Here is an 18837-nt window from a genome sequence, read left to right on the forward strand (position 1 = left end):
AGAAGAGATGGCGAAGGAAAAGTTCGAGCGTACGAAACCGCACTGCAACATTGGCACGATTGGCCACGTTGACCATGGCAAGACGACGCTGACGGCAGCGATCACGAAGACGCTTGCGGAGACGGGCGGCGCGACGTTCATGGACTACGCGAACATCGACAAGGCTCCGGAAGAGAAGGCGCGTGGGATCACGATCAACACGGCGCATGTTGAGTATCAGACGGAGACGCGCCACTACGCGCATGTGGACTGCCCCGGCCACGCTGACTACGTGAAGAACATGATCACGGGTGCGGCGCAGATGGACGGCGCGATCCTGGTCGTGAACGCGGCGGACGGCCCGATGCCGCAGACGCGTGAACACATTCTCCTGGCGCGTCAGGTTGGCGTTCCGGCGATCGTGGTTTTCCTGAACAAGGTTGACCAGGTCGACGACGAAGAGCTGCTGGAACTGGTCGAGATGGAAGTGCGCGAGCTGCTGAGCTCGTACGACTTCCCGGGCGACGACATTCCGATCGTTGCGGGTTCGGCGCTGGCGGCGCTGGAAGGCCGTGACGACAACATCGGCAAGTCGAAGATCCTCGAGCTGATGGCGGAAGTCGACCGTTACATTCCGCAGCCGGATCGTCCGAAGGACCGTCCGTTCCTGATGCCGATCGAAGACGTGTTCTCGATCTCGGGCCGTGGCACGGTTGTGACCGGTCGCGTCGAGCAGGGCATCGTGAAGGTCGGTGAGGAAATCGAGATTGTCGGTATCCGCGACACGCAGAAGACGACGGTGACGGGCGTTGAGATGTTCCGCAAGCTGCTGGACAGCGGCGAAGCGGGCGACAACATCGGCGCGCTGCTGCGCGGTATCGGCCGTGAGGACGTTGAGCGCGGTCAGGTTCTGGCGAAGCCGGGCTCGATCACGCCGCACACGAAGTTCAAGGGCGAAGCCTACATTCTGACGAAGGAAGAAGGCGGTCGTCACACCCCGTTCTTCACCAACTACCGTCCGCAGTTCTACTTCCGCACGACGGATGTGACGGGCACGGTGACGCTGCCGGAAGGCACGGAGATGGTGATGCCGGGCGACAACATTTCGATGGATGTCGAGCTGATCGCGCCGATCGCGATGGACGAAGGTCTGCGCTTCGCCATCCGTGAAGGCGGCCGCACCGTCGGTGCCGGCGTCGTCGCGTCCATCATCGAGTAAGTAGAGACTCCATAGCGGCGGTCCTCATATCCGGGACCGCCGCAATCCTTCCCCCAAGCGGGATGGCCGGCAAGGCCTGAACGACGGGGATGACAGAGGGTGAAGGCATGGAAAGCCAGAACATTCGCATCCGCCTGAAGGCGTTCGATCACCGGGTCCTCGATCAGTCGACCAAGGAGATCTGCAACACCGCGAAGCGGACCGGCGCGGAAGTCCGGGGACCGATCCCGCTTCCGACCCGCATTGAAAAGTTCACGGTGCTGCGCTCGCCGCACATCGACAAGAAGAGCCGTGAACAGTTCGAAGTCCGCACGCACAAGCGTGTTCTGGACATCGTGGATCCGACTCCGCAGACGGTGGACGCGCTGATGAAGCTCGACCTCGCCGCCGGCGTTGATGTCGAGATCAAGCTCTGACGCGGGGGTTGGACCGATGAGAACCGGCGTTATCGCGAAGAAACTGGGCATGACCCGCATCTGGAGCGATGAAGGCGTGCATGTGCCTGTCACCGTTCTGCAGATGGACGGTCTCCAGGTTACGGGTGTGCGCACCCAGGAAACCGACGGCTACACGGCTGTGCAGCTGGGCCTGGGCAAGCGTAAGGTGAAACATACGACCAAGGCCATGCGCGGCCACTTCGCCAAGGCGAAGGTTGAGCCGAAGCGCAAGCTGGCGGAATTCCGGGTCGACCCGGAAAACCTGCTGGCGGCCGGCGACGAACTGCAGGCCGACCACTTCGTGGCGGGCCAGTATGTCGACGCCACGGGCATCAGCATCGGTAAGGGCTTTGCCGGCGCGATGAAGCGGCACAATTTCGGCGGCCTGCGGGCCAGCCACGGCGTGTCGATCTCGCACCGTGCGCATGGTTCGACCGGTCAGTGTCAGGACCCGGGCAAGGTCTTCAAGGGCAAGAAGATGGCCGGTCACATGGGCGCGTCCCAGGTGACGAAGCAGAACCTGGAAGTCGTGTCGACCGATATCGACCGCGGCCTGATCCTGGTGAAGGGCGCCATCCCGGGCTCCAAGAACGCCTGGATCCTGCTGAAGGATGCCGTCAAGAAGGCGCTTCCGGAAGGTCTGCCGACGCCCGCTTCCCTGAAGCCGGCGAAGTCGGAAGAAGCAGCGCCGGTCGAAGCCGCCGAAGCGACGGAGGCCCCTGCCGCCGACGCCGATGGCGACAAGAACGACGCGTAAGAGGTAAGGCATCATGAAAACCAAGATCCTCACGCTCGAAAACAAGGCTGCCGGCGACATCGATCTGAGCGATGACGTCTTCGGTCTGGAGCCGCGCAAGGACATTCTGGCGCGTATGGTCAACTACCAGCTGGCGAAGCGCCGCGCGGGGACCCACAAGGTCAAGAACCGTGCGGAGATCAACGGCAACGGTCAGAAGATCTATCGCCAGAAAGGCACCGGCCGCGCCCGTCAGGGTAACGGCAAGGCGCCGCAGTTCCGTGGTGGCGGCCGTGCGTTCGGTCCGACCCCGCGCGATCATGCGCACGATCTTCCGAAGAAGGTCCGCGCGCTGGCCCTGAAGCATGCCCTGTCGTCCAAACTGGCCGACGGCAAGCTGATCATCCTGGACGATGCCACCGCGGCGGAAGCCAAGACCAAGGCCGTCAAGGCGCAGCTGACCGCGCTGGGCGTGGCCAATGCGCTGATCGTCGGTGGCTCGGAAGTAGACCGCAATTTCGCGCTGGCGGCGCGTAACATTCCGAATGTGGATGTTCTGCCGACCCAGGGTGCCAACGTTTACGACATTCTGCGCCGCGAGACGCTGGTTCTGACCAAAGCGGCCGTCGAAGGTCTGGAGGCCCGGTTGAAATGAGCTGGAAATTTTTGAATAAGACGACGCCCAGCCTGGAGCGCATGTACGACGTCATCGTCGCCCCGGTGATCACCGAGAAGGCAACGTTGGCCGGCGAACACAATGCGGTGGTCTTCAAGGTCGCGAAAGACGCGTCCAAGCCGGAGATCAAGGCTGCAGTCGAGAAGATCTTCGACGTGAAGGTGAAAGCCGTGAACACGTCGGTGGTGAAGGGCAAGACCAAGCGTTTCCGCGGCCGTGTCGGCGTGCGCAGCGATTGGAAAAAGGCCGTCGTGAGCCTGGAAGAAGGGCATTCGATCGACGTCGGCGCCGGCGTCTGAGCCGGACGGCGACCGATACGGGATCGATAGAGGAGTTAAGCCATGGCGCTTAAGAGCTACAAGCCGATCACCCCGGGCCAGCGCGGCCTGGTCCTGGTCGACCGCTCGGACCTGCACAAGGGCGAGCCGGTCAAGTCCCTGACCGAGGGGCTGACCAAGAAGGGTGGCCGTAACAATACCGGTCGCATCACCCAGCGTCGCCGCGGCGGCGGGGCGAAGCGCCGTTACCGCGTCGTCGATTTCAAGCGCCTGAAGCGGGACATGACCGCAACGGTTCAGCGCCTGGAATACGATCCGAACCGGACGGCCTTCATCGCGCTGATCGAATACGAAGACGGTGAGCTGAGCTACATCCTGGCGCCGCAGCGTCTGAAGGCGGGCGACAAGGTTGAGGCCGGCCACAAGGTCGATGTGAAGCCAGGCAACGCCATGCCGATGGCCAGCATGCCGATCGGCACCATCATCCACAATGTTGAGATGAAGCCGGGCAAGGGCGGTCAGATCGCCCGTTCCGCCGGGACCTACGCCCAGCTGGTCGGTCGCGATCAGGGCTACGCCCAGCTGAAGCTGTCTTCGGGTGAACTGCGCATCGTGCGGGCCGAGTGCATCGCCACGGTCGGTGCGGTGTCCAACCCGGACCAGCAGAACATCAACCTGGGTAAGGCGGGCCGCAACCGCTACCTCGGCAAGCGGCCGTCGGTGCGCGGCGTGGTCATGAACCCGGTCGATCACCCGCATGGCGGTGGTGAAGGCCGGACCTCCGGTGGTCGCCATCCGGTGACGCCGTGGGGCAAGCCGACCAAGGGCAAGCGCACCCGTTCCAACAAGTCGACGGACAAGTACATCATCCGTCGCCGCCACGCGAAGAAGTAAGGGTTAGAGACCATGGCACGCTCTGTATGGAAAGGTCCCTTCGTGGAACTCAGCCTTCTGAAGAAGGCGGAGAAGACCCGCGAATCCGGCCGCAAGGAGGTGATCAAGACCTGGTCCCGCCGGTCCACCATCCTGCCGCAGTTCGTCGGGCTGACGTTCGGCGTCCACAACGGTCAGAAGTTCGTGCCGGTAATGGTCAACGAACAGATGATCGGCCACAAGTTCGGCGAGTTCGCGCCGACCCGCACCTACTACGGTCACGCGGCCGATAAGAAGGCGAAGAGGAAGTAACGATGGGTAAGGCGGCAAGAGAACGCACGCTGGCCGATACGGAAGCCCGCGCGGTCGTGAATTCGATCCGGGTCAGCCCGCAGAAACTGAACCTGGTTGCGGCGCTGATCCGCGGCAAGGATGTCGGTTCTGCGCTGAACGACCTGACCTTCAGCCGTCGTCGGATTTCCGACACGGTCAAGAAGGCGCTGGAATCGGCGGTGGCCAATGCTGAAAACAATCATCAGCTCGACGTTGACCGGCTCTACGTCAAGGAAGCCTATGTCGGAAAGGCCTTCGTCATGAAGCGTTTCCGTCCGCGTGCCCGTGGCCGCGTCGGCAAGATCCAGAAGCCGTTCTCGAACCTGACCATCGTCGTCCGTGAGCGCGAGGAGACCGAATAATGGGCCAGAAAATCAATCCGATCGGCCTGCGCGTCGGCATCAACCGGACGTGGGATTCCCGCTGGTTCGCCGGTAAGAACTACGCCGATCTGCTGCACAAAGATGTCGCCATGCGCGAATATCTGCAGGATCGCCTGAAAGCCGCCGGCATCAGCCGCGTGGTCATCGAGCGTCCCGCCGGCCGCGCCCGCGTCACGATCCACACCGCACGTCCGGGCGTGGTGATCGGCCGCAAGGGTCAGGACATCGAAAAGCTGCGCCGCGATCTTTCGACCAAGTTCGGTGGTGATGTTGCCCTGAACATCGTCGAGATCCGCAAGCCGGAACTGGATGCCAAGCTGGTTGCCGAAAACATCGCGCAGCAGCTGGAGCGCCGCGTTGCGTTCCGCCGTGCCATGAAGCGCGCGGTCCAGAACGCCATGCGCATGGGCGCCGAAGGCATCCGGATCAACTGCGGCGGCCGCCTGGGCGGCGCGGAAATCGCGCGCACGGAATGGTACCGCGAAGGCCGCGTGCCGCTGCATACGCTGCGTGCCGATATCGATTACGGGACTGCCGAAGCCGAGACCACCTACGGCATCTGTGGCGTCAAGGTCTGGATCTTCAAAGGTGAGATCATGGCCCACGACCCCTATGCCCAGGACAAGCGGACCGCCGACCAGCAGGGCAGCGCGTCCTCGTCGGGTGGCAACTCCGGCGGTGGGAACCGCTAAGGCGGGTTTGTAAGGAACGAAGGGTTTACGCGGCGGTGATCGCCGCAAACCAAGAGAAAACGGGTTAGAACGATGCTGTCACCGAAGCGCACGAAATTCCGCAAGCAGCACAAGGGCCGGATCCATGGCAATGCCAAGGGCGGCACGGCGCTGAACTTCGGCTCCATCGGCCTCAAGGCCTTGGAACCGGGCCGGGTCACGGCTCGCCAGATCGAAGCGGCCCGCCGTGCGCTGGTGCGTCGCATCCGGCGTCAGGGCAAAGTCTGGATCCGGATTTTCCCGGATGTTCCGGTCTCCGCCAAACCGGCGGAAGTTCGCATGGGTAAGGGTAAGGGTTCTCCGGAATTCTGGGCCTGCCGTGTGAAGCCGGGCCGGATGATGTTTGAAATGGACGGTGTGCCGAACGACGTCGCGACCGAGGCTTTCGAGCTGGCGGCCGCCAAAATGCCGATCAAGTGCAAGATCGTCACCCGCATTGGTGCGTAAGGAAGCGAAGCAATGACTAAGATCGCCGATCTGCGTCCGAAGACGGACGACGAATTGAAGGACCAGCTCGCCGAGCTGCAGAAGGAGCAGTTCAATCTGCGCTTCCAGGCGGCGTCCGGGCAGTTGGAAGATACCGCGCGCGTCCGCACGGTGCGTCGCGACATCGCGCGCATCAAGACGCTGTTGAACGATCGTCGGGGCGCTGCCTCGGCGGCCACGGCCTGATCCGGCCGCGCATTAGGAGGTTCGGATAATGCCGAAACGCATTCTGCAGGGGACGGTTGTCTCCAACACGACTGACAAGACCATTGTGGTCAGGGTCGAACGCCGGGTAAAACATCCGGTCTTCGGGAAGTTCGTGCGCCTGTCGAAGAAATTCATGGCGCATGACGAAAACAACTCGGCGCAAGTCGGCGATACCGTCCGCATTCGCGAGTGCCGTCCGATTTCCAAGCGTAAGTCTTGGGAATTGGTCTCCGGCGCGGACGCTTGACCGAAACAGCCTGATCGGGAGTAGGTGCAATGATCCAGATGCAAACCACCCTCGATGTCGCGGACAATTCCGGGGCCCGGAAAGTCCAGTGCATCAAGGTTCTCGGCGGTTCCAAGCGCCGGTTCGCGTCGGTGGGCGACATCATCGTCGTCTCCGTCAAGGAAGCCATTCCGCGTGGCCGCGTGAAGAAGGGGGCCGTTCATCGTGCCGTCATCGTGCGGACCGCGAAGGAGATCGCCCGTCCGGACGGTTCGACGATTAAGTTCGACACGAACGCCGCCGTGCTGATCAACAAGCAGAAAGAGCCGATCGGCACCCGTATCTTCGGTCCGGTCGTGCGTGAGCTGCGTGCGAAGCAGTTCATGAAAATCGTGTCTTTGGCGCCGGAGGTGATCTGATCATGGCTGCGAAGATCAAAAAGGGCGACACCGTTGTGGTCCTCACCGGCCGCGACAAGGGCAAAGAAGGCGAAGTGCTGAAGGTCCTCCCGAAGGAAGGCCGCGCACTGGTCCAGGGCGTGAACATGGTCAAGCGCCATACGCGTCCGACGCAGGCTTCCACCGGCGGCATCGTCGACAAGGAAGCATCGATCGCGCTGTCGAACATCGCGATCAAGGATCCGAAGAACGGTCAGCCGACCCGCGTCGGGTTCAAGGTTCTCGAGGACGGTCGCAAGGTGCGTGTCGCCAAGCGGTCCGGCGAAATCATCGACGCCTGATGTGGGCGACGGTTTAAGAAGGTAAGGGATACGAGCGATGGCTGAAGATCGTTACGTCCCGCGGCTCAAGAAGCTCTACGACGACAAGGTCAAGAGCGAATTGCTGCAGGAATTCGGGTATGACAACCCGCTGCAGGTGCCGCGGCTGGACAAGATCGTCATCAACATGGGCGTCGGCGAAGCGGTTGCAGACCGCAAGAAACTGACCAACGCCATGGCTGAACTGGCGCAGATCACCGGGCAAAAGCCGGTGGCAACGAAGGCGAAGAAGTCGGTTGCCGGCTTCAAGATCCGCGACAACATGGCAATCGGCTGCAAGGTGACCCTGCGTCGTGAGCGCATGTGGGAATTCCTGGATCGTCTGATCAATATCGCGCTGCCGCGCGTTCGCGACTTCCGCGGCGTCAACGGCAAGAGCTTCGACGGGAATGGCAACTATGCCATGGGTCTGAAGGAACAGATCGTCTTCCCCGAGATCGAATACGATCAGATCGATGAACTGCGCGGCATGGATATCGTGATCTGCACGACGGCTGGAACGAACGAGGAGGCCAAGAGCCTGCTCGCCAAGTTCAACATGCCGTTCCAGGCCTAAGGCGGAGGAGTGACGAGACATGGCTAAGAAAAGCGCCATCGAAAAGAACGAACACCGCCGGAAGCTGGCCAAGCGCTACGCTAAGAAGCGTGCGGCCCTGAAAGCGCTGATTCACGACCGTGAACTGCCGCCGGAAGACCGCTTCTCTGCGGTGATGAAGCTGGATGCTCTGCCGAAGAACGCCAGCCCGATCCGCGTGCGCAACCGTTGCGAAATTACCGGGCGCCCGCGTGCGTTCTACCGGAAGTTCCGTATCTCCCGTATCGCGCTCCGTGACATGGCCTCGCTTGGCCTGGTCCCGGGCGTGGTCAAGTCGAGCTGGTGAGGAGGATCCAATCATGGCGATGAGCGATCCGCTCGGCGATATGCTGACCCGTATTCGCAACGGCCAACACGCCCGCAAGGCGGTCGTGCCGGTGCCGGCGTCCAAGATGCGTGCGCGTGTCCTGGATGTGCTGCAGCGCGAAGGGTTCATCCGCGGCTACTCCGAGACGGAACTCCGTCCGGGCGTCCGCGAGCTGTCCGTCGAACTGAAGTACCACGATGGCGAACCTGCCATCCGTGAAATGATGCGCGTCTCGAAGCCGGGCCGCCGCGTCTATTCGAAAATCAAGGATCTGCCCCGTTTCTACAACGGCCTGGGCATTCAGATTCTCAGCACCCCGCAGGGTGTGATGTCTGATGCCGAAGCCCGCGAAGCGAATGTCGGCGGCGAGATCCTGTGCCGCGTCTTCTAATCGGGAGGGTCGAACGATGTCACGAGTAGGTGTCTATCCCGTCGCGATCCCGAACGGCGTCGAAGTCTCGATTGCCGACGGCGTGGTGACGGCCAAGGGCAAGAACGGCGAACAGGTCGTTAAGGTCCTGGAGAACGTCGAAGTCTCGATCGAGGACAACGCGGTCAAGGTCACGCCGGTCAAACTGACCAAGCGCGCCCGTCAGGCGTGGGGTACGACCCGCGCCCTGATCGCGAATGCGGTCCACGGTGCCGGTGAGGGGTTCACCCGCCGGCTGGAAGTGAACGGCGTCGGCTATCGTGCCCAGGTTCAGGGGTCGACCCTGAAGCTGTCGCTCGGTTTCAGCCACGACGTGAACTATCCGATCCCGTCGGATCTGAACATCGCGATCGAAGGCGACCGTAACAACATCATCGCGATTTCCGGCGCTTCGAAGCAGCGTGTCGGCCAGATCGCGAGCGAAATTCGCGCTTTCCGTCCGCCGGAGCCCTACAAGGGCAAGGGTGTGAAATACGCGGAGGAGACCATCCTCCGTAAGGAAGGCAAGAAGAAGTAAGGAACCGGACAGATGCTCAAGACGAAAGATCTTTTCGCACGTCGCAAGGAGCGGACCCGGTTCAAGGTCCGCAAGCTGGCGAACGGCCGTCCGCGCCTGTCGGTCTTCCGCTCGTCCAAGCAGATCTACGCTCAGATCATCGACGATCGGGCCGGCCGGACGCTGGCTGCCGCCTCGTCGGTCGACAAGGACCTGAAGGGTAAGCTGAAGACGGGTGCCACGGTGGAAGCCGCGGTGGAAGTCGGCAAGCTGCTCGCCGCTCGGGCGAAGGATGCCGGTGTCGAAGTGGTAGTCTTCGACCGCGGCGGGTACAAATTTCACGGCCGGGTAAAGGCGCTGGCGGATGCCGCGCGTGAATCCGGTCTGACGTTCTAAGTCGGGAGCCGCTGATATGGCACGAGGACCGAGAGAAGAGCGGGGCGGCCGAGGTCGCGACCGTGACAACCGGGACAGCAACGAACCGGAACTGACCGAAAAGCTGGTCGCGATCAATCGCGTCGCCAAGGTCGTGAAGGGTGGCCGTCGCTTCGGCTTTGCGGCTCTGGTGATCGTCGGTGACGGCCGCGGCCGCGTCGGCTTCGGATCGGGCAAGGCACGTGAAGTGCCGGAAGCCATCCGCAAGGCGACCGATCAGGCCCGCAAGACGATGATCCGGGTTCCGCTGCGCGAGGGTCGCACGCTGCACCACGACATCCGGGGCCGCTTCGGCGCCGGCCGGGTGCTGATGCGCGCCGCCCCTCCGGGCACAGGTATCATCGCGGGTGGTCCGACCCGTGCGGTGTTCGAGGCGCTTGGCGTTCAGGACGTCGTCGCGAAGTCGGTCGGCACGTCGAACCCGTACAACATGATCAAAGCCGCGTTCGAAGGCTTGAAGGCCACCAGCTCGCCGCGCATGGTCGCGTCGCGCCGGGGTCTGAAGGTTGCCGAGCTGGTCGGCCGCCGCGACGACGGCGTCGACAACAGCGCCCAGGAGGCCCTGAGCAATGGCTGATAAGAAGACCGTCACCATTCGGCAGACCGGTAGCCCGATCCGCCGCCCGAAAGAGCAGCGCGACACGCTGATCGGTCTGGGTTTGAACAAGATGGGCCGCGTCCGCACGCTGGAAGATACGCCGGCGGTTCGCGGGATGATCCGCAAGGTCCATCACATGGTGGAAATCGTCGAGGAGTCGAAGTAACCGCGGCTTATGCCGGCGGCCTTCCCGCTTCTCTCAATCGTTTGAGGATGAGTGCTATGAAACTCAACGAACTCGCCGACAAGGACGGTGCCCGCAAGGATCGCACCCGAGTCGGCCGTGGTGCCGGATCCGGCAAAGGCAAGACCGGCGGCCGCGGCGTGAAAGGTCAGAAGTCCCGGACCGGCGTGTCGATCGCAGGCTTCGAGGGCGGCCAGATGCCGCTGTACCGTCGCCTGCCGAAGCGCGGCTTCAACAATCCGACCCGCAAGGAATTCGTCGAGGTCAATCTGGGCCGTGTCCAGAAGGCGATCGACGCGAAGAAGCTGGACGCCGGCAAGACCGTCGACAGCGAGGCCCTGGTGGCGGCGGGTGTGATCAGCCGGGTGCGCGATGGTGTGCGCCTGCTGGCCAAGGGTGAGCTTTCCGCCAAGGTTTCCTTCTCGGTCGCTGGCGCCTCCAAGGCTGCCATCGAAGCCGTCGAGAAGGCCGGCGGTTCGGTGACCCTGCCGGAGCCGGTCGAAAAGGTTGAAGGCAAGCGCGCCGCCCGCCGCAAGGAAGCGGCAGAGAAGCGTGCCGCCCGCCTGGCCGGCGAGTGATCGCGTGACCGACCGAACCGGGTCGGAGAGTTAAGCGCGCGGGTAGGGGCGACAAGCGACATTCTGTCCTTTCGCCCCTCCCGCGCGTTTCCTATATAAGACCATCTTAATAGACCGGCCGGACCCTGCGGGTCCCGGCGCTGAGGACAGGACGGACCCATGGCATCAGCCGCGGAACAACTGGCAGCGAACTTCAACTTCGGCTCGATCGCCAAGGCGACGGAACTGAAGCAGCGGATCTGGTTCACCCTGGGCGCGCTGATCGTTTACCGTATCGGGACCTATATCCCGCTGCCCGGGATCGACCCGGTCATCCTGTCCGACATCTTCGAACAGCAGCGCGGCGGCGTGCTGGACATGGTCAACGCCTTCGCCGGGGGCGCCATTGGGCGCATGGCGATCTTTGCCTTGAACATCATGCCGTATATCTCGGCGTCGATCATCATGCAGCTCCTGACGGCGGTATTCCCGACGCTGGAGCAGCTGAAGAAGGAAGGCGAAAGCGGCCGCAAAAAGATCAACCAGTATACCCGCTACCTGACAGTCATCCTCGCGGCGGTGCAGGGTTATGGTATTGCTGTCGGTCTGGAGGGCCTGAACACCTCAGCGGGTTCCAGCGCCGTGATCGAGCCTGGCTGGTATTTCCGCGCGACCGCGGTGATCACGCTGGTCGGGGGCACGGTCTTCCTGATGTGGCTGGGTGAGCAGATCACGCAGCGCGGCGTCGGCAACGGGATCTCGCTGATCATCTTCGCCGGTATCGTTGCGGAATTCCCCGCCGCGCTGGCCGCGACGTTCGAGCTGGGCCGCAGCGGTCAGCTGTCCACCCCGATCCTGCTCGGCTTCCTGATGCTGGCGATCGGCGTCATCGTGTTCATCGTCTTTGTCGAGCGCGCCCAGCGCCGGATTCTCGTGCAGTATCCGAAGCGCCAGATGGGCAACAAGATGTACGGCGGGGACACGTCCCACCTGCCGCTGAAGATCAATACGGCCGGGGTCATTCCGCCGATCTTCGCCAGCTCGATCCTGCTGATGCCGCTGACGGTGGCGAACTTCTCCGGCCCGGCGGGCGCGGATGGCGGCCTGCTGGCGGAAATCTCCTCCTATCTGGGGCGGGGGCAGCCGCTGTATCTGGCGATGTATATCGGCATGATCGTCTTCTTCGCCTTCTTCTACACGGCGGTCGTCTTCAATCCGCAGGACACCGCGGACAATCTGAAGCGCAACGGCGGTTTCGTTCCGGGCATCCGCCCCGGCAAGAATACGGCCGACTACCTGGATTACGTCCTGACACGTCTGACTGTGGTCGGCGCGGCCTATTTGGCCCTGGTCTGTCTGTTGCCCGAGTTGCTGATCAGTCAGTTCGCCGTTCCATTCTATCTCGGCGGTACGACGCTTCTGATTGTCGTGACGGTGACGATGGATACCGTCACGCAAATTCAGAGCCATCTGATCGCCCACCAGTATGAAGGGCTGATCAAGAAGGCCAAATTGAGGGGGAAGAAGCGATGAACATCATTCTGCTCGGCCCGCCGGGCGCCGGGAAGGGGACCCAGGCAAAACGCCTGGAGGACTCTCGCGGTCTGGTCCAGCTTTCGACGGGTGACATGCTGCGCGCCGAGGTGCAGAGCGGCAGTCCGCTCGGCCGGGAAGCGAAGGCGGTGATGGAAGCCGGGCAGTTGGTGTCGGATGCACTGGTGATCGGGATTATCGCGAACCGCATCGATCAGCCCGATTGCAAGAACGGTTTCATCCTCGACGGATTCCCCCGAACCGTGGCCCAGGCCGAAGCACTGGATACCATGCTCGCCGAAAAGGGTCTGAAGCTCGACGCGGTTATCGAAATGGAAGTCGACGACGCGGCGCTGACGGAACGCATTACCGGGCGATATACCTGCGCCGAATGCGGCCAAGGCTATCACGACTCGTTCCAGAAGCCGGCAAAGGAAGGCGTCTGCGACAAGTGTGGCGCGACCGAGTTCAAGCGCCGCGCGGACGACAATGCAGAGACGGTGACGTCGCGCCTCGCCGCCTATCATGAACAGACCGCGCCGATCCTGCCCTATTACCGGGACAAGGGGATGCTCAAGAAGGTCGACGGCATGGCGGAGATCGATGAAGTGACCCGCCAGATCGAGGCCGCGCTCGGCTGAGCCGGGCGACTTGCGCCGTTCGGGCGAAAAAACACAGATTCCGGGCGTTTTCCGGCTTCTGTTGCGTTGACAAGCTGATGCTTTTGCCTATACTCCGCGCGCTTCGCAGGGCGGAGCAGGCGGAAGCGCTTGAAATATAAGCGACTTCGGGGTTGGCGCTTCAATACCAGTCCCAGTTACGGATCGATTGAGCCGCATGGGGATATCCCAGAGGATATTCCGAGGCGAAACCGATCCGACCGAAACGAGATGGATCGATGGACGGAGACGTCAATGGCGTCTCCTAAACACGTTTGAAGGAGTACGCGACGTGGCACGTATCGCCGGCGTTAACATTCCGACCAACAAGCGGGTGCTGGTCGCGCTGACCTACATCACGGGGATCGGTCGCACCAAATCCCAGGAAATCCTGGCCGCGTGCAACGTCGAGCCGACGACGCGCGTCAACGAGCTGGGTGAAGACGAGCTGGCTCGCATTCGCGAGGTCATCGACCGCGACCATACGGTCGAAGGGGACCTGCGCCGCGAAGTCGCGATGAACATCAAGCGCCTGATGGACCTTGGTTGCTACCGCGGTCTGCGTCACCGCAAGGGCCTGCCGGTCCGTGGCCAGCGTACGCATACCAATGCGCGCACCCGCAAGGGCCCGGCCAAGGCGATTGCCGGTAAGAAGAAGTAATTCCGATCGCCCTGCGCGGGCGGTCCGGCGCGCGGCGGTGTTTCGCGCGCCAAGATGAAGGACGAAAGAGACAATGGCTAAGGCTCCTGTTCGCAAGCGTAAGGAACGGAAGAACATCGCGTCGGGCATCGCCCACGTGAATTCGACGTTCAACAACACGATGATCACCATTACCGACGTCCAGGGGAACGCGATTTCCTGGTCTTCGGCCGGCTCGAAGGGCTTCAAGGGAAGCCGGAAGTCCACGCCGTTCGCGGCGCAGATGGCGGCCGAAGAAGCTGGTGCGAAGGCGCAGGATCACGGCGTGAAGACGCTGGAAGTCAACGTCAAGGGCCCGGGGTCGGGACGTGAATCGGCTCTGCGTGCGCTGCAGTCGGTCGGTTTCCAGATCACTGCCATTCGCGACGTGACCCCGATTCCGCACAACGGCTGCCGTCCGCGCAAACGCCGTCGGGTCTGACCGATTTCTCGGGGCGGCCGTCCGGTTTCACCGACGGCCCGCCGCCAGCGACCAGGGCGAGCGGTGCCATTTCCGCACCGTTATCCACGCCGGGTCCCACGCTTTACTTGAGCTATGAGGCGAGAACCAAATGAGTGATATTGCCGCGAACGCCCAGAAAAACTGGCAGGCCCTGATTAAGCCGAAGAAGCTGGAAGTCAGCCCCGGCTACGATCCGCGCCGGATCGCCAATGTCGTCGCCGAGCCGCTGGAGCGTGGTTTTGGCCTGACGCTTGGCAACGCGCTGCGCCGGGTTCTGCTGAGCTCGCTGCAGGGAGCGGCCGTGACCTCGATTCAGATTGACGGCGTGCTGCACGAATTCTCGTCGATCCCGGGTGTCCGCGAAGACGTCACCGACATCGTCCTGAACGTGAAGGCGCTGGCCCTGCGCATGCATGGCGAAGGCCCGAAGAAGATGCGCCTGTCCTGCGAAGGCCCCTGCGAAGCGACCGCAGGCATGATCGAGACCGGCCATGACATCGAAGTCATGAACCCGGATCTCGTCCTGTGCACGCTGGACAGCGGCGCGAAGCTGAACATCGAGTTCACGGTCGACAACGGCATGGGCTACGTCCCGGCGACCCAGAATCGTCCGGAAGACGCCCCGATCGGCCTGATCCCGGTCGACTCGGTCTTCAGCCCGGTGCGCAAGGTCTCCTACAAGGTCGAAAACACCCGCGTCGGTCAGGTCACGGACTATGACAAGCTGTCCATGTCCCTGGAAACCAACGGTGCGGTGACCCCGGAAGACGCCGTGGCGCTCGCCGCCCGCGTCCTTCAGGACCAGCTCCAGATCTTCATCAATTTCGAGGAGCCGGAAGTCCGCACCGAGGAAGACCGCCCGTCGGAACTGCCGTTCAACAAGAACCTGCTGCGCAAGGTGGACGAACTGGAACTGTCCGTCCGCTCGGCGAACTGCCTGAAGAACGACAACATCGTCTATATCGGCGATCTGGTTCAGAAGACGGAATCCGAAATGCTGCGCACGCCGAACTTCGGCCGCAAGTCGCTGAACGAGATCAAGGAAGTTCTCGGTCAGATGGGCCTGTCGCTCGGCATGGAAATCACCAATTGGCCGCCCGACAACATCGAGGACCTGGCCAAGAAACTGGAAGAGCCGTTCTGATTTGACGGCTGGAACCGAGAGTTGAATACGCGTTTCGTCCCCCGCCGGCTGTAGCCTTGAGCGACCGGCGGAGACGCCTCAGAAACCACTGTTACCTATGGAAGGACGAGTATCATGCGGCATTTGAACAAGGGGCGTAAGCTCAACCGTACCGCCGAACACCGCAAGGCGATGTTCTCGAACATGGCCAACGCGCTGATCAAGCACGAGCAGATCGTGACCACGCTGCCGAAGGCGAAAGAGCTGAAGCGCGTTGCCGACAAGCTGATCACGCTGGGCAAGAAGGGCGGGCTGCACCGTCGCCGCCAGGCCTACTCGCAGCTGCGCGACGATGCGATGGTCAAGAAGCTGTTCGACGTCCTGGGCCCGCGCTACGAAGCCCGCCCGGGTGGCTACACCCGCGTCCTGAAGGCCGGCTACCGCTATGGCGACAGCGCCCCGATGGCAGTCATCGAACTGGTCGAGCGCGACGAAAGCGCCAAGGGTCAGGACAGCGGCCCGACGCAGGAAGTCGAAGCCGCCGCGGAAGAATAATCCGCGACGCGACGGAACGTTACGGCAAAGGCGGCGCCCCATAGGCGCCGCCTTTTTCGTGCCTTTGCTCCATGTACTGGATGGCTGCATTGCCTTGTGGAGACATCTTTCAAACCGGGGCGTCGCTTCCTACACTAAGGGGATGATGATACGCTCCCTTTCCGCCTTTGGGCTCACCCTTCTTTCTGTCTTCGCCCTGGCCGGTCCGGCGGCCGCCCAGCAGGTGCCGCAGAGCCGTGAACAGATCACGCTCAGCTATGCGCCCCTGGTGGAGCAGGTCGCGCCGGCGGTGGTGAACATCTATGCGACCAAGGTGGTGGAAGCGGCGCGGTTCCGTAGTCCGTTGTTCAACGACCCGTTCTTTCAGCGCTTTTTCGGTGACAATTTCGGCGGCACGCGACGCCGGTCGGAAAATTCGCTCGGCTCCGGGGTGATCGCCTCGCAGGATGGGCTGGTGGTCACCAATCATCACGTCATTGCCGATGCGGACGACATTCAGGTCATCCTGCGCGATCGCCGAGAGTTCCAGGCCGAACTGATCCTGTCGGACGAGCGTACGGACCTGGCGGTTCTGAAGCTGAAGAACCCGCAGGGGAACCTGCCCGTCGTCACGCTGGGCGATTCGGATTCCGTTTCCGTCGGCGATCTGGTGCTTGCCATCGGCAACCCGTTCGGCGTGGGGCAGACGGTCACCAGCGGTATCGTGTCGGGACTTGCCCGGACATCCGTGGACATTTCGGACTATCAGTCCTTCATTCAGACCGATGCGGCGATCAACCCCGGCAATTCGGGTGGTGCCCTGGTCGCGATGGACGGCAAGCTGATCGGAATCAATACCGCGATCTTCTCCGGCAGCGGCGGATCGCATGGCATCGGCTTCGCAATTCCGTCCAACATGGTGGCGGCCGTGCTGCGCAGCGCCGCATCGGGCGAAACGCTGGTCCGCCCCTGGCTGGGCTTCTCCGGCCGCGCCGTTGACTGGGATATTGCCGCAGCCCTTGGCATGGAGCGTCCCCACGGTGTCATCGTCGAACAGATCCGCGCGGGCGGGCCGGCGGCGGCAGCTGATCTGCGCGCCGGAGACATCGTGACCGAAGTCGACGGCAAGCCGGTTGAGGACATCAAGAATCTGCGGTTCCGCGCGGCAACCAAAGGCGTCGGAGAGACCGTCCAACTGACCGTGATCCGCGATGGCAAGACGTTGAACCGGAGTTTTGCCCTGATCGCCCCCCCGGAAGACCCGCCGCGGGATCCGATCACGATCAGACGCAATGCGCCCTTTGCCGGCGCGGTGTTTATCAACCTTTCTCCTGCGGTCACAGAGGAACTTGGCCTGCAACGCGACCGCGACGGCGTGATGGCGGTTGAGATCGCGAATGGATCCCCGGCAGCAAGGCTCGGCCTGAAGCCCGGCGATATCCTGCGTTCGGTCAACGGGTTCGAGATCGAAACCACCAAGGATCTCGCACGGGTGATGAACGATCCGCCTAGTGTCTGGCGTTTGGTCATCGACCGGAACGGCGATCGAAAAACGGTTGAGGTCCGCTAGATCATGGCGCCCGCTGCCTCCGGCCCCGTTCCGGGACTCTTTGAAGCCGAGGCGCCGAGACCGCTTGCCGACCGGCTGCGACCGAAATCGCTGGAGCAGGTCGTCGGGCAGGATCATCTGATCGGACCGGAGGGCTCGCTGCGTCGGATGCTCGACAACGGGCGCCTGACATCCCTGATTCTGTGGGGCGGACCGGGCTGCGGTAAGACCACCCTCGCGCGGCTTCTGGCGGAACAGAGTGGCCTGACCTTCGAGCCGCTATCGGCGGTGTTCTCCGGGGTTGCAGATCTGCGCAAGGTCTTCGAGCGCGCCGCGTCCCGCCGGCAGGCAGGCGAGGGCACGCTGTTGTTCGTGGACGAGATTCACAGGTTCAACCGGGCCCAGCAGGACGGTTTCCTGCCAGTGGTCGAGGATGGGACGGTCGTGCTGATCGGGGCGACGACGGAGAATCCCAGTTTCGAGCTGAACGCGGCCCTGCTCTCACGCTGTCAGGTCTTCGTTCTGAACCGGCTCGACGAGGTCGCGCTGGCCCGGATGCTTGAGCGGGCGGAGGAAGCCGAAGGGCGCGCCCTGCCGCTTGACGAGGATGCGCGGGTTGCGGTGATCGCCATGGCGGATGGGGACGGCCGTTATCTGCTGAACATGGCGGAGGCGTTGTTCGCGCTCGGCACGACGGAAAAGATGAACCCGGCCGGACTGGCCGCGGCGGTTCAGCGGCGGCTGCCGGTCTATGACAAGCATCAGGACAGTCACTTCAACCTGATCAGCGCGCTGCACAAATCCCTGCGAGGTTCTGATTGTGATGCGGCGCTCTACTGGTTCGGCCGCATGCTGGAAGGCGGGGAAGACCCGCTCTATGTCGCGCGGCGCCTCGTCCGGTTCGCCTATGAGGATATTGGTCTGGCCGACCCCCAGGCGGCCCATCAGGCGCTGATGGCGTGGGACACCTATGAGCGGCTGGGCAGCCCGGAAGGAGAGCTGGCCCTGGCGCAGGCCGTCATCTATCTGGCGACGGCCCCGAAATCCAATGCCGCCTACGGCGCCTACAAGTCGGCGCGCCGGGCGGCGAAGGAGACCGGTTCCCTGATGCCGCCGAAACATATCCTGAATGCCCCGACCCGAATGATGAAAGATCAGGGCTACGGTAAGAACTATGCCTATGACCACGACGCGCCGGACGGCTTCTCTGGGCAGAACTACTTCCCGGACACCATGTCGCGCGCCAAGCTGTACCAGCCGGTGGAGCGCGGATTCGAACGCGAGATCAAGAAACGCCTGGACTACTGGGACGGGTTGAGACGAAAGCGGCGACAGGCCGAGATTGAGGATTAG

The 18837-nt window shown here is 62.8% G+C and carries 30 protein-coding genes; all 30 read left to right on the forward strand.

Features of this window, described 5'->3' with window-relative positions; all coding sequences use genetic code 11:
- Positions 1-7 precede the first annotated feature (7 nt).
- Complete coding sequence (gene tuf, locus R8L07_09915) at positions 8-1198, forward strand: elongation factor Tu (protein ID MDW3205848.1); 1191 nt, start codon at positions 8-10, stop codon at positions 1196-1198.
- Between the two features lie 107 nt (positions 1199-1305).
- Complete coding sequence (gene rpsJ / locus R8L07_09920; GenBank protein MDW3205849.1) at positions 1306-1614, forward strand: 30S ribosomal protein S10; 309 nt, start codon at positions 1306-1308, stop codon at positions 1612-1614.
- A gap of 16 nt (positions 1615-1630) precedes the next feature.
- The gene (gene rplC, locus R8L07_09925; protein MDW3205850.1) at positions 1631-2392 is read left to right on the forward strand and encodes a 50S ribosomal protein L3; all 762 of its coding nucleotides are present in this window, start codon (positions 1631-1633) and stop codon (positions 2390-2392) included.
- A 13-nt stretch (positions 2393-2405) separates the two neighbouring features.
- On the forward strand, positions 2406-3026 hold the full coding sequence (rplD, locus tag R8L07_09930) for a 50S ribosomal protein L4 (protein ID MDW3205851.1): 621 nt from the start codon (positions 2406-2408) through the stop codon (positions 3024-3026).
- Between the two features lie 11 nt (positions 3027-3037).
- Positions 3038-3346: a 50S ribosomal protein L23 gene (locus tag R8L07_09935; protein ID MDW3205852.1), complete on the forward strand. Its 309-nt coding sequence runs from the start codon at positions 3038-3040 to the stop codon at positions 3344-3346.
- A 42-nt stretch (positions 3347-3388) separates the two neighbouring features.
- A complete protein-coding gene (gene rplB, locus R8L07_09940; protein MDW3205853.1) occupies positions 3389-4219 on the forward strand; it encodes a 50S ribosomal protein L2 in 831 nt (276 codons plus the stop codon).
- A gap of 12 nt (positions 4220-4231) precedes the next feature.
- Positions 4232-4510, forward strand: coding sequence for a 30S ribosomal protein S19 (gene rpsS, locus R8L07_09945; GenBank protein MDW3205854.1), 279 nt, complete (start codon positions 4232-4234; stop codon positions 4508-4510).
- A 2-nt stretch (positions 4511-4512) separates the two neighbouring features.
- Positions 4513-4893 (forward strand): 50S ribosomal protein L22, encoded by a 381-nt coding sequence (gene rplV, locus R8L07_09950; protein MDW3205855.1) that lies wholly within the window; start codon positions 4513-4515, stop codon positions 4891-4893.
- Complete coding sequence (rpsC, locus tag R8L07_09955; GenBank protein MDW3205856.1) at positions 4893-5606, forward strand: 30S ribosomal protein S3; 714 nt, start codon at positions 4893-4895, stop codon at positions 5604-5606. The genes rplV and rpsC overlap by 1 nt, the downstream gene beginning before the upstream one ends.
- Positions 5607-5678: 72 nt before the next feature.
- Positions 5679-6092 carry a 50S ribosomal protein L16 gene (gene rplP / locus R8L07_09960; GenBank protein MDW3205857.1) on the forward strand — a complete coding sequence of 138 codons (414 nt, stop codon included), beginning with the start codon at positions 5679-5681 and terminating at the stop codon, positions 6090-6092.
- Between the two features lie 12 nt (positions 6093-6104).
- Positions 6105-6317 (forward strand): 50S ribosomal protein L29, encoded by a 213-nt coding sequence (rpmC, locus tag R8L07_09965; protein MDW3205858.1) that lies wholly within the window; start codon positions 6105-6107, stop codon positions 6315-6317.
- 28 nt (positions 6318-6345) lie between these two features.
- The gene (rpsQ, locus tag R8L07_09970) at positions 6346-6585 is read left to right on the forward strand and encodes a 30S ribosomal protein S17 (protein MDW3205859.1); all 240 of its coding nucleotides are present in this window, start codon (positions 6346-6348) and stop codon (positions 6583-6585) included.
- Between the two features lie 29 nt (positions 6586-6614).
- Positions 6615-6983 carry a 50S ribosomal protein L14 gene (gene rplN / locus R8L07_09975; GenBank protein ID MDW3205860.1) on the forward strand — a complete coding sequence of 123 codons (369 nt, stop codon included), beginning with the start codon at positions 6615-6617 and terminating at the stop codon, positions 6981-6983.
- Positions 6983-7303 carry a 50S ribosomal protein L24 gene (gene rplX, locus R8L07_09980; protein ID MDW3205861.1) on the forward strand — a complete coding sequence of 107 codons (321 nt, stop codon included), beginning with the start codon at positions 6983-6985 and terminating at the stop codon, positions 7301-7303. Before rplN ends, rplX begins: the two co-directional genes overlap by 1 nt.
- A gap of 37 nt (positions 7304-7340) precedes the next feature.
- On the forward strand, positions 7341-7898 hold the full coding sequence (rplE, locus tag R8L07_09985; protein MDW3205862.1) for a 50S ribosomal protein L5: 558 nt from the start codon (positions 7341-7343) through the stop codon (positions 7896-7898).
- A gap of 19 nt (positions 7899-7917) precedes the next feature.
- Positions 7918-8223 carry a 30S ribosomal protein S14 gene (rpsN, locus tag R8L07_09990; GenBank protein MDW3205863.1) on the forward strand — a complete coding sequence of 102 codons (306 nt, stop codon included), beginning with the start codon at positions 7918-7920 and terminating at the stop codon, positions 8221-8223.
- Positions 8224-8236: 13 nt separating this feature from the next.
- The gene (gene rpsH / locus R8L07_09995; protein MDW3205864.1) at positions 8237-8635 is read left to right on the forward strand and encodes a 30S ribosomal protein S8; all 399 of its coding nucleotides are present in this window, start codon (positions 8237-8239) and stop codon (positions 8633-8635) included.
- 16 nt (positions 8636-8651) lie between these two features.
- Positions 8652-9191, forward strand: a complete 540-nt coding sequence (gene rplF / locus R8L07_10000; GenBank protein ID MDW3205865.1) for a 50S ribosomal protein L6 — start codon at positions 8652-8654, stop codon at positions 9189-9191.
- A gap of 12 nt (positions 9192-9203) precedes the next feature.
- Positions 9204-9566, forward strand: coding sequence for a 50S ribosomal protein L18 (gene rplR, locus R8L07_10005; protein MDW3205866.1), 363 nt, complete (start codon positions 9204-9206; stop codon positions 9564-9566).
- A gap of 16 nt (positions 9567-9582) precedes the next feature.
- Positions 9583-10182, forward strand: a complete 600-nt coding sequence (gene rpsE / locus R8L07_10010) for a 30S ribosomal protein S5 (protein MDW3205867.1) — start codon at positions 9583-9585, stop codon at positions 10180-10182.
- Positions 10175-10369, forward strand: coding sequence for a 50S ribosomal protein L30 (rpmD, locus tag R8L07_10015; GenBank protein ID MDW3205868.1), 195 nt, complete (start codon positions 10175-10177; stop codon positions 10367-10369). The genes rpsE and rpmD overlap by 8 nt, the downstream gene beginning before the upstream one ends.
- A 56-nt stretch (positions 10370-10425) precedes the next feature.
- A complete protein-coding gene (rplO, locus tag R8L07_10020; GenBank protein MDW3205869.1) occupies positions 10426-10965 on the forward strand; it encodes a 50S ribosomal protein L15 in 540 nt (179 codons plus the stop codon).
- 159 nt (positions 10966-11124) lie between these two features.
- Positions 11125-12477, forward strand: coding sequence for a preprotein translocase subunit SecY (gene secY / locus R8L07_10025; GenBank protein ID MDW3205870.1), 1353 nt, complete (start codon positions 11125-11127; stop codon positions 12475-12477).
- Positions 12474-13118, forward strand: coding sequence for an adenylate kinase (locus R8L07_10030; GenBank protein ID MDW3205871.1), 645 nt, complete (start codon positions 12474-12476; stop codon positions 13116-13118). The genes secY and R8L07_10030 overlap by 4 nt, the downstream gene beginning before the upstream one ends.
- Before the next feature lie 310 nt (positions 13119-13428).
- Entirely contained in the window at positions 13429-13797 is a 369-nt protein-coding gene (rpsM, locus tag R8L07_10035) for a 30S ribosomal protein S13 (protein MDW3205872.1), read from the forward strand.
- Positions 13798-13870: 73 nt separating this feature from the next.
- Complete coding sequence (rpsK, locus tag R8L07_10040; GenBank protein MDW3205873.1) at positions 13871-14257, forward strand: 30S ribosomal protein S11; 387 nt, start codon at positions 13871-13873, stop codon at positions 14255-14257.
- Between the two features lie 130 nt (positions 14258-14387).
- On the forward strand, positions 14388-15422 hold the full coding sequence (locus R8L07_10045; GenBank protein MDW3205874.1) for a DNA-directed RNA polymerase subunit alpha: 1035 nt from the start codon (positions 14388-14390) through the stop codon (positions 15420-15422).
- A 114-nt stretch (positions 15423-15536) separates the two neighbouring features.
- Positions 15537-15956 carry a 50S ribosomal protein L17 gene (gene rplQ, locus R8L07_10050; GenBank protein ID MDW3205875.1) on the forward strand — a complete coding sequence of 140 codons (420 nt, stop codon included), beginning with the start codon at positions 15537-15539 and terminating at the stop codon, positions 15954-15956.
- A gap of 142 nt (positions 15957-16098) precedes the next feature.
- Positions 16099-17505 carry a Do family serine endopeptidase gene (locus tag R8L07_10055; GenBank protein MDW3205876.1) on the forward strand — a complete coding sequence of 469 codons (1407 nt, stop codon included), beginning with the start codon at positions 16099-16101 and terminating at the stop codon, positions 17503-17505.
- A gap of 3 nt (positions 17506-17508) precedes the next feature.
- Positions 17509-18837 carry a replication-associated recombination protein A gene (locus R8L07_10060; protein ID MDW3205877.1) on the forward strand — a complete coding sequence of 443 codons (1329 nt, stop codon included), beginning with the start codon at positions 17509-17511 and terminating at the stop codon, positions 18835-18837.

This window comes from Alphaproteobacteria bacterium (assembly GCA_033344895.1).
Classification (GTDB): domain Bacteria; phylum Pseudomonadota; class Alphaproteobacteria; order UBA8366; family Aestuariispiraceae; genus Pacificispira.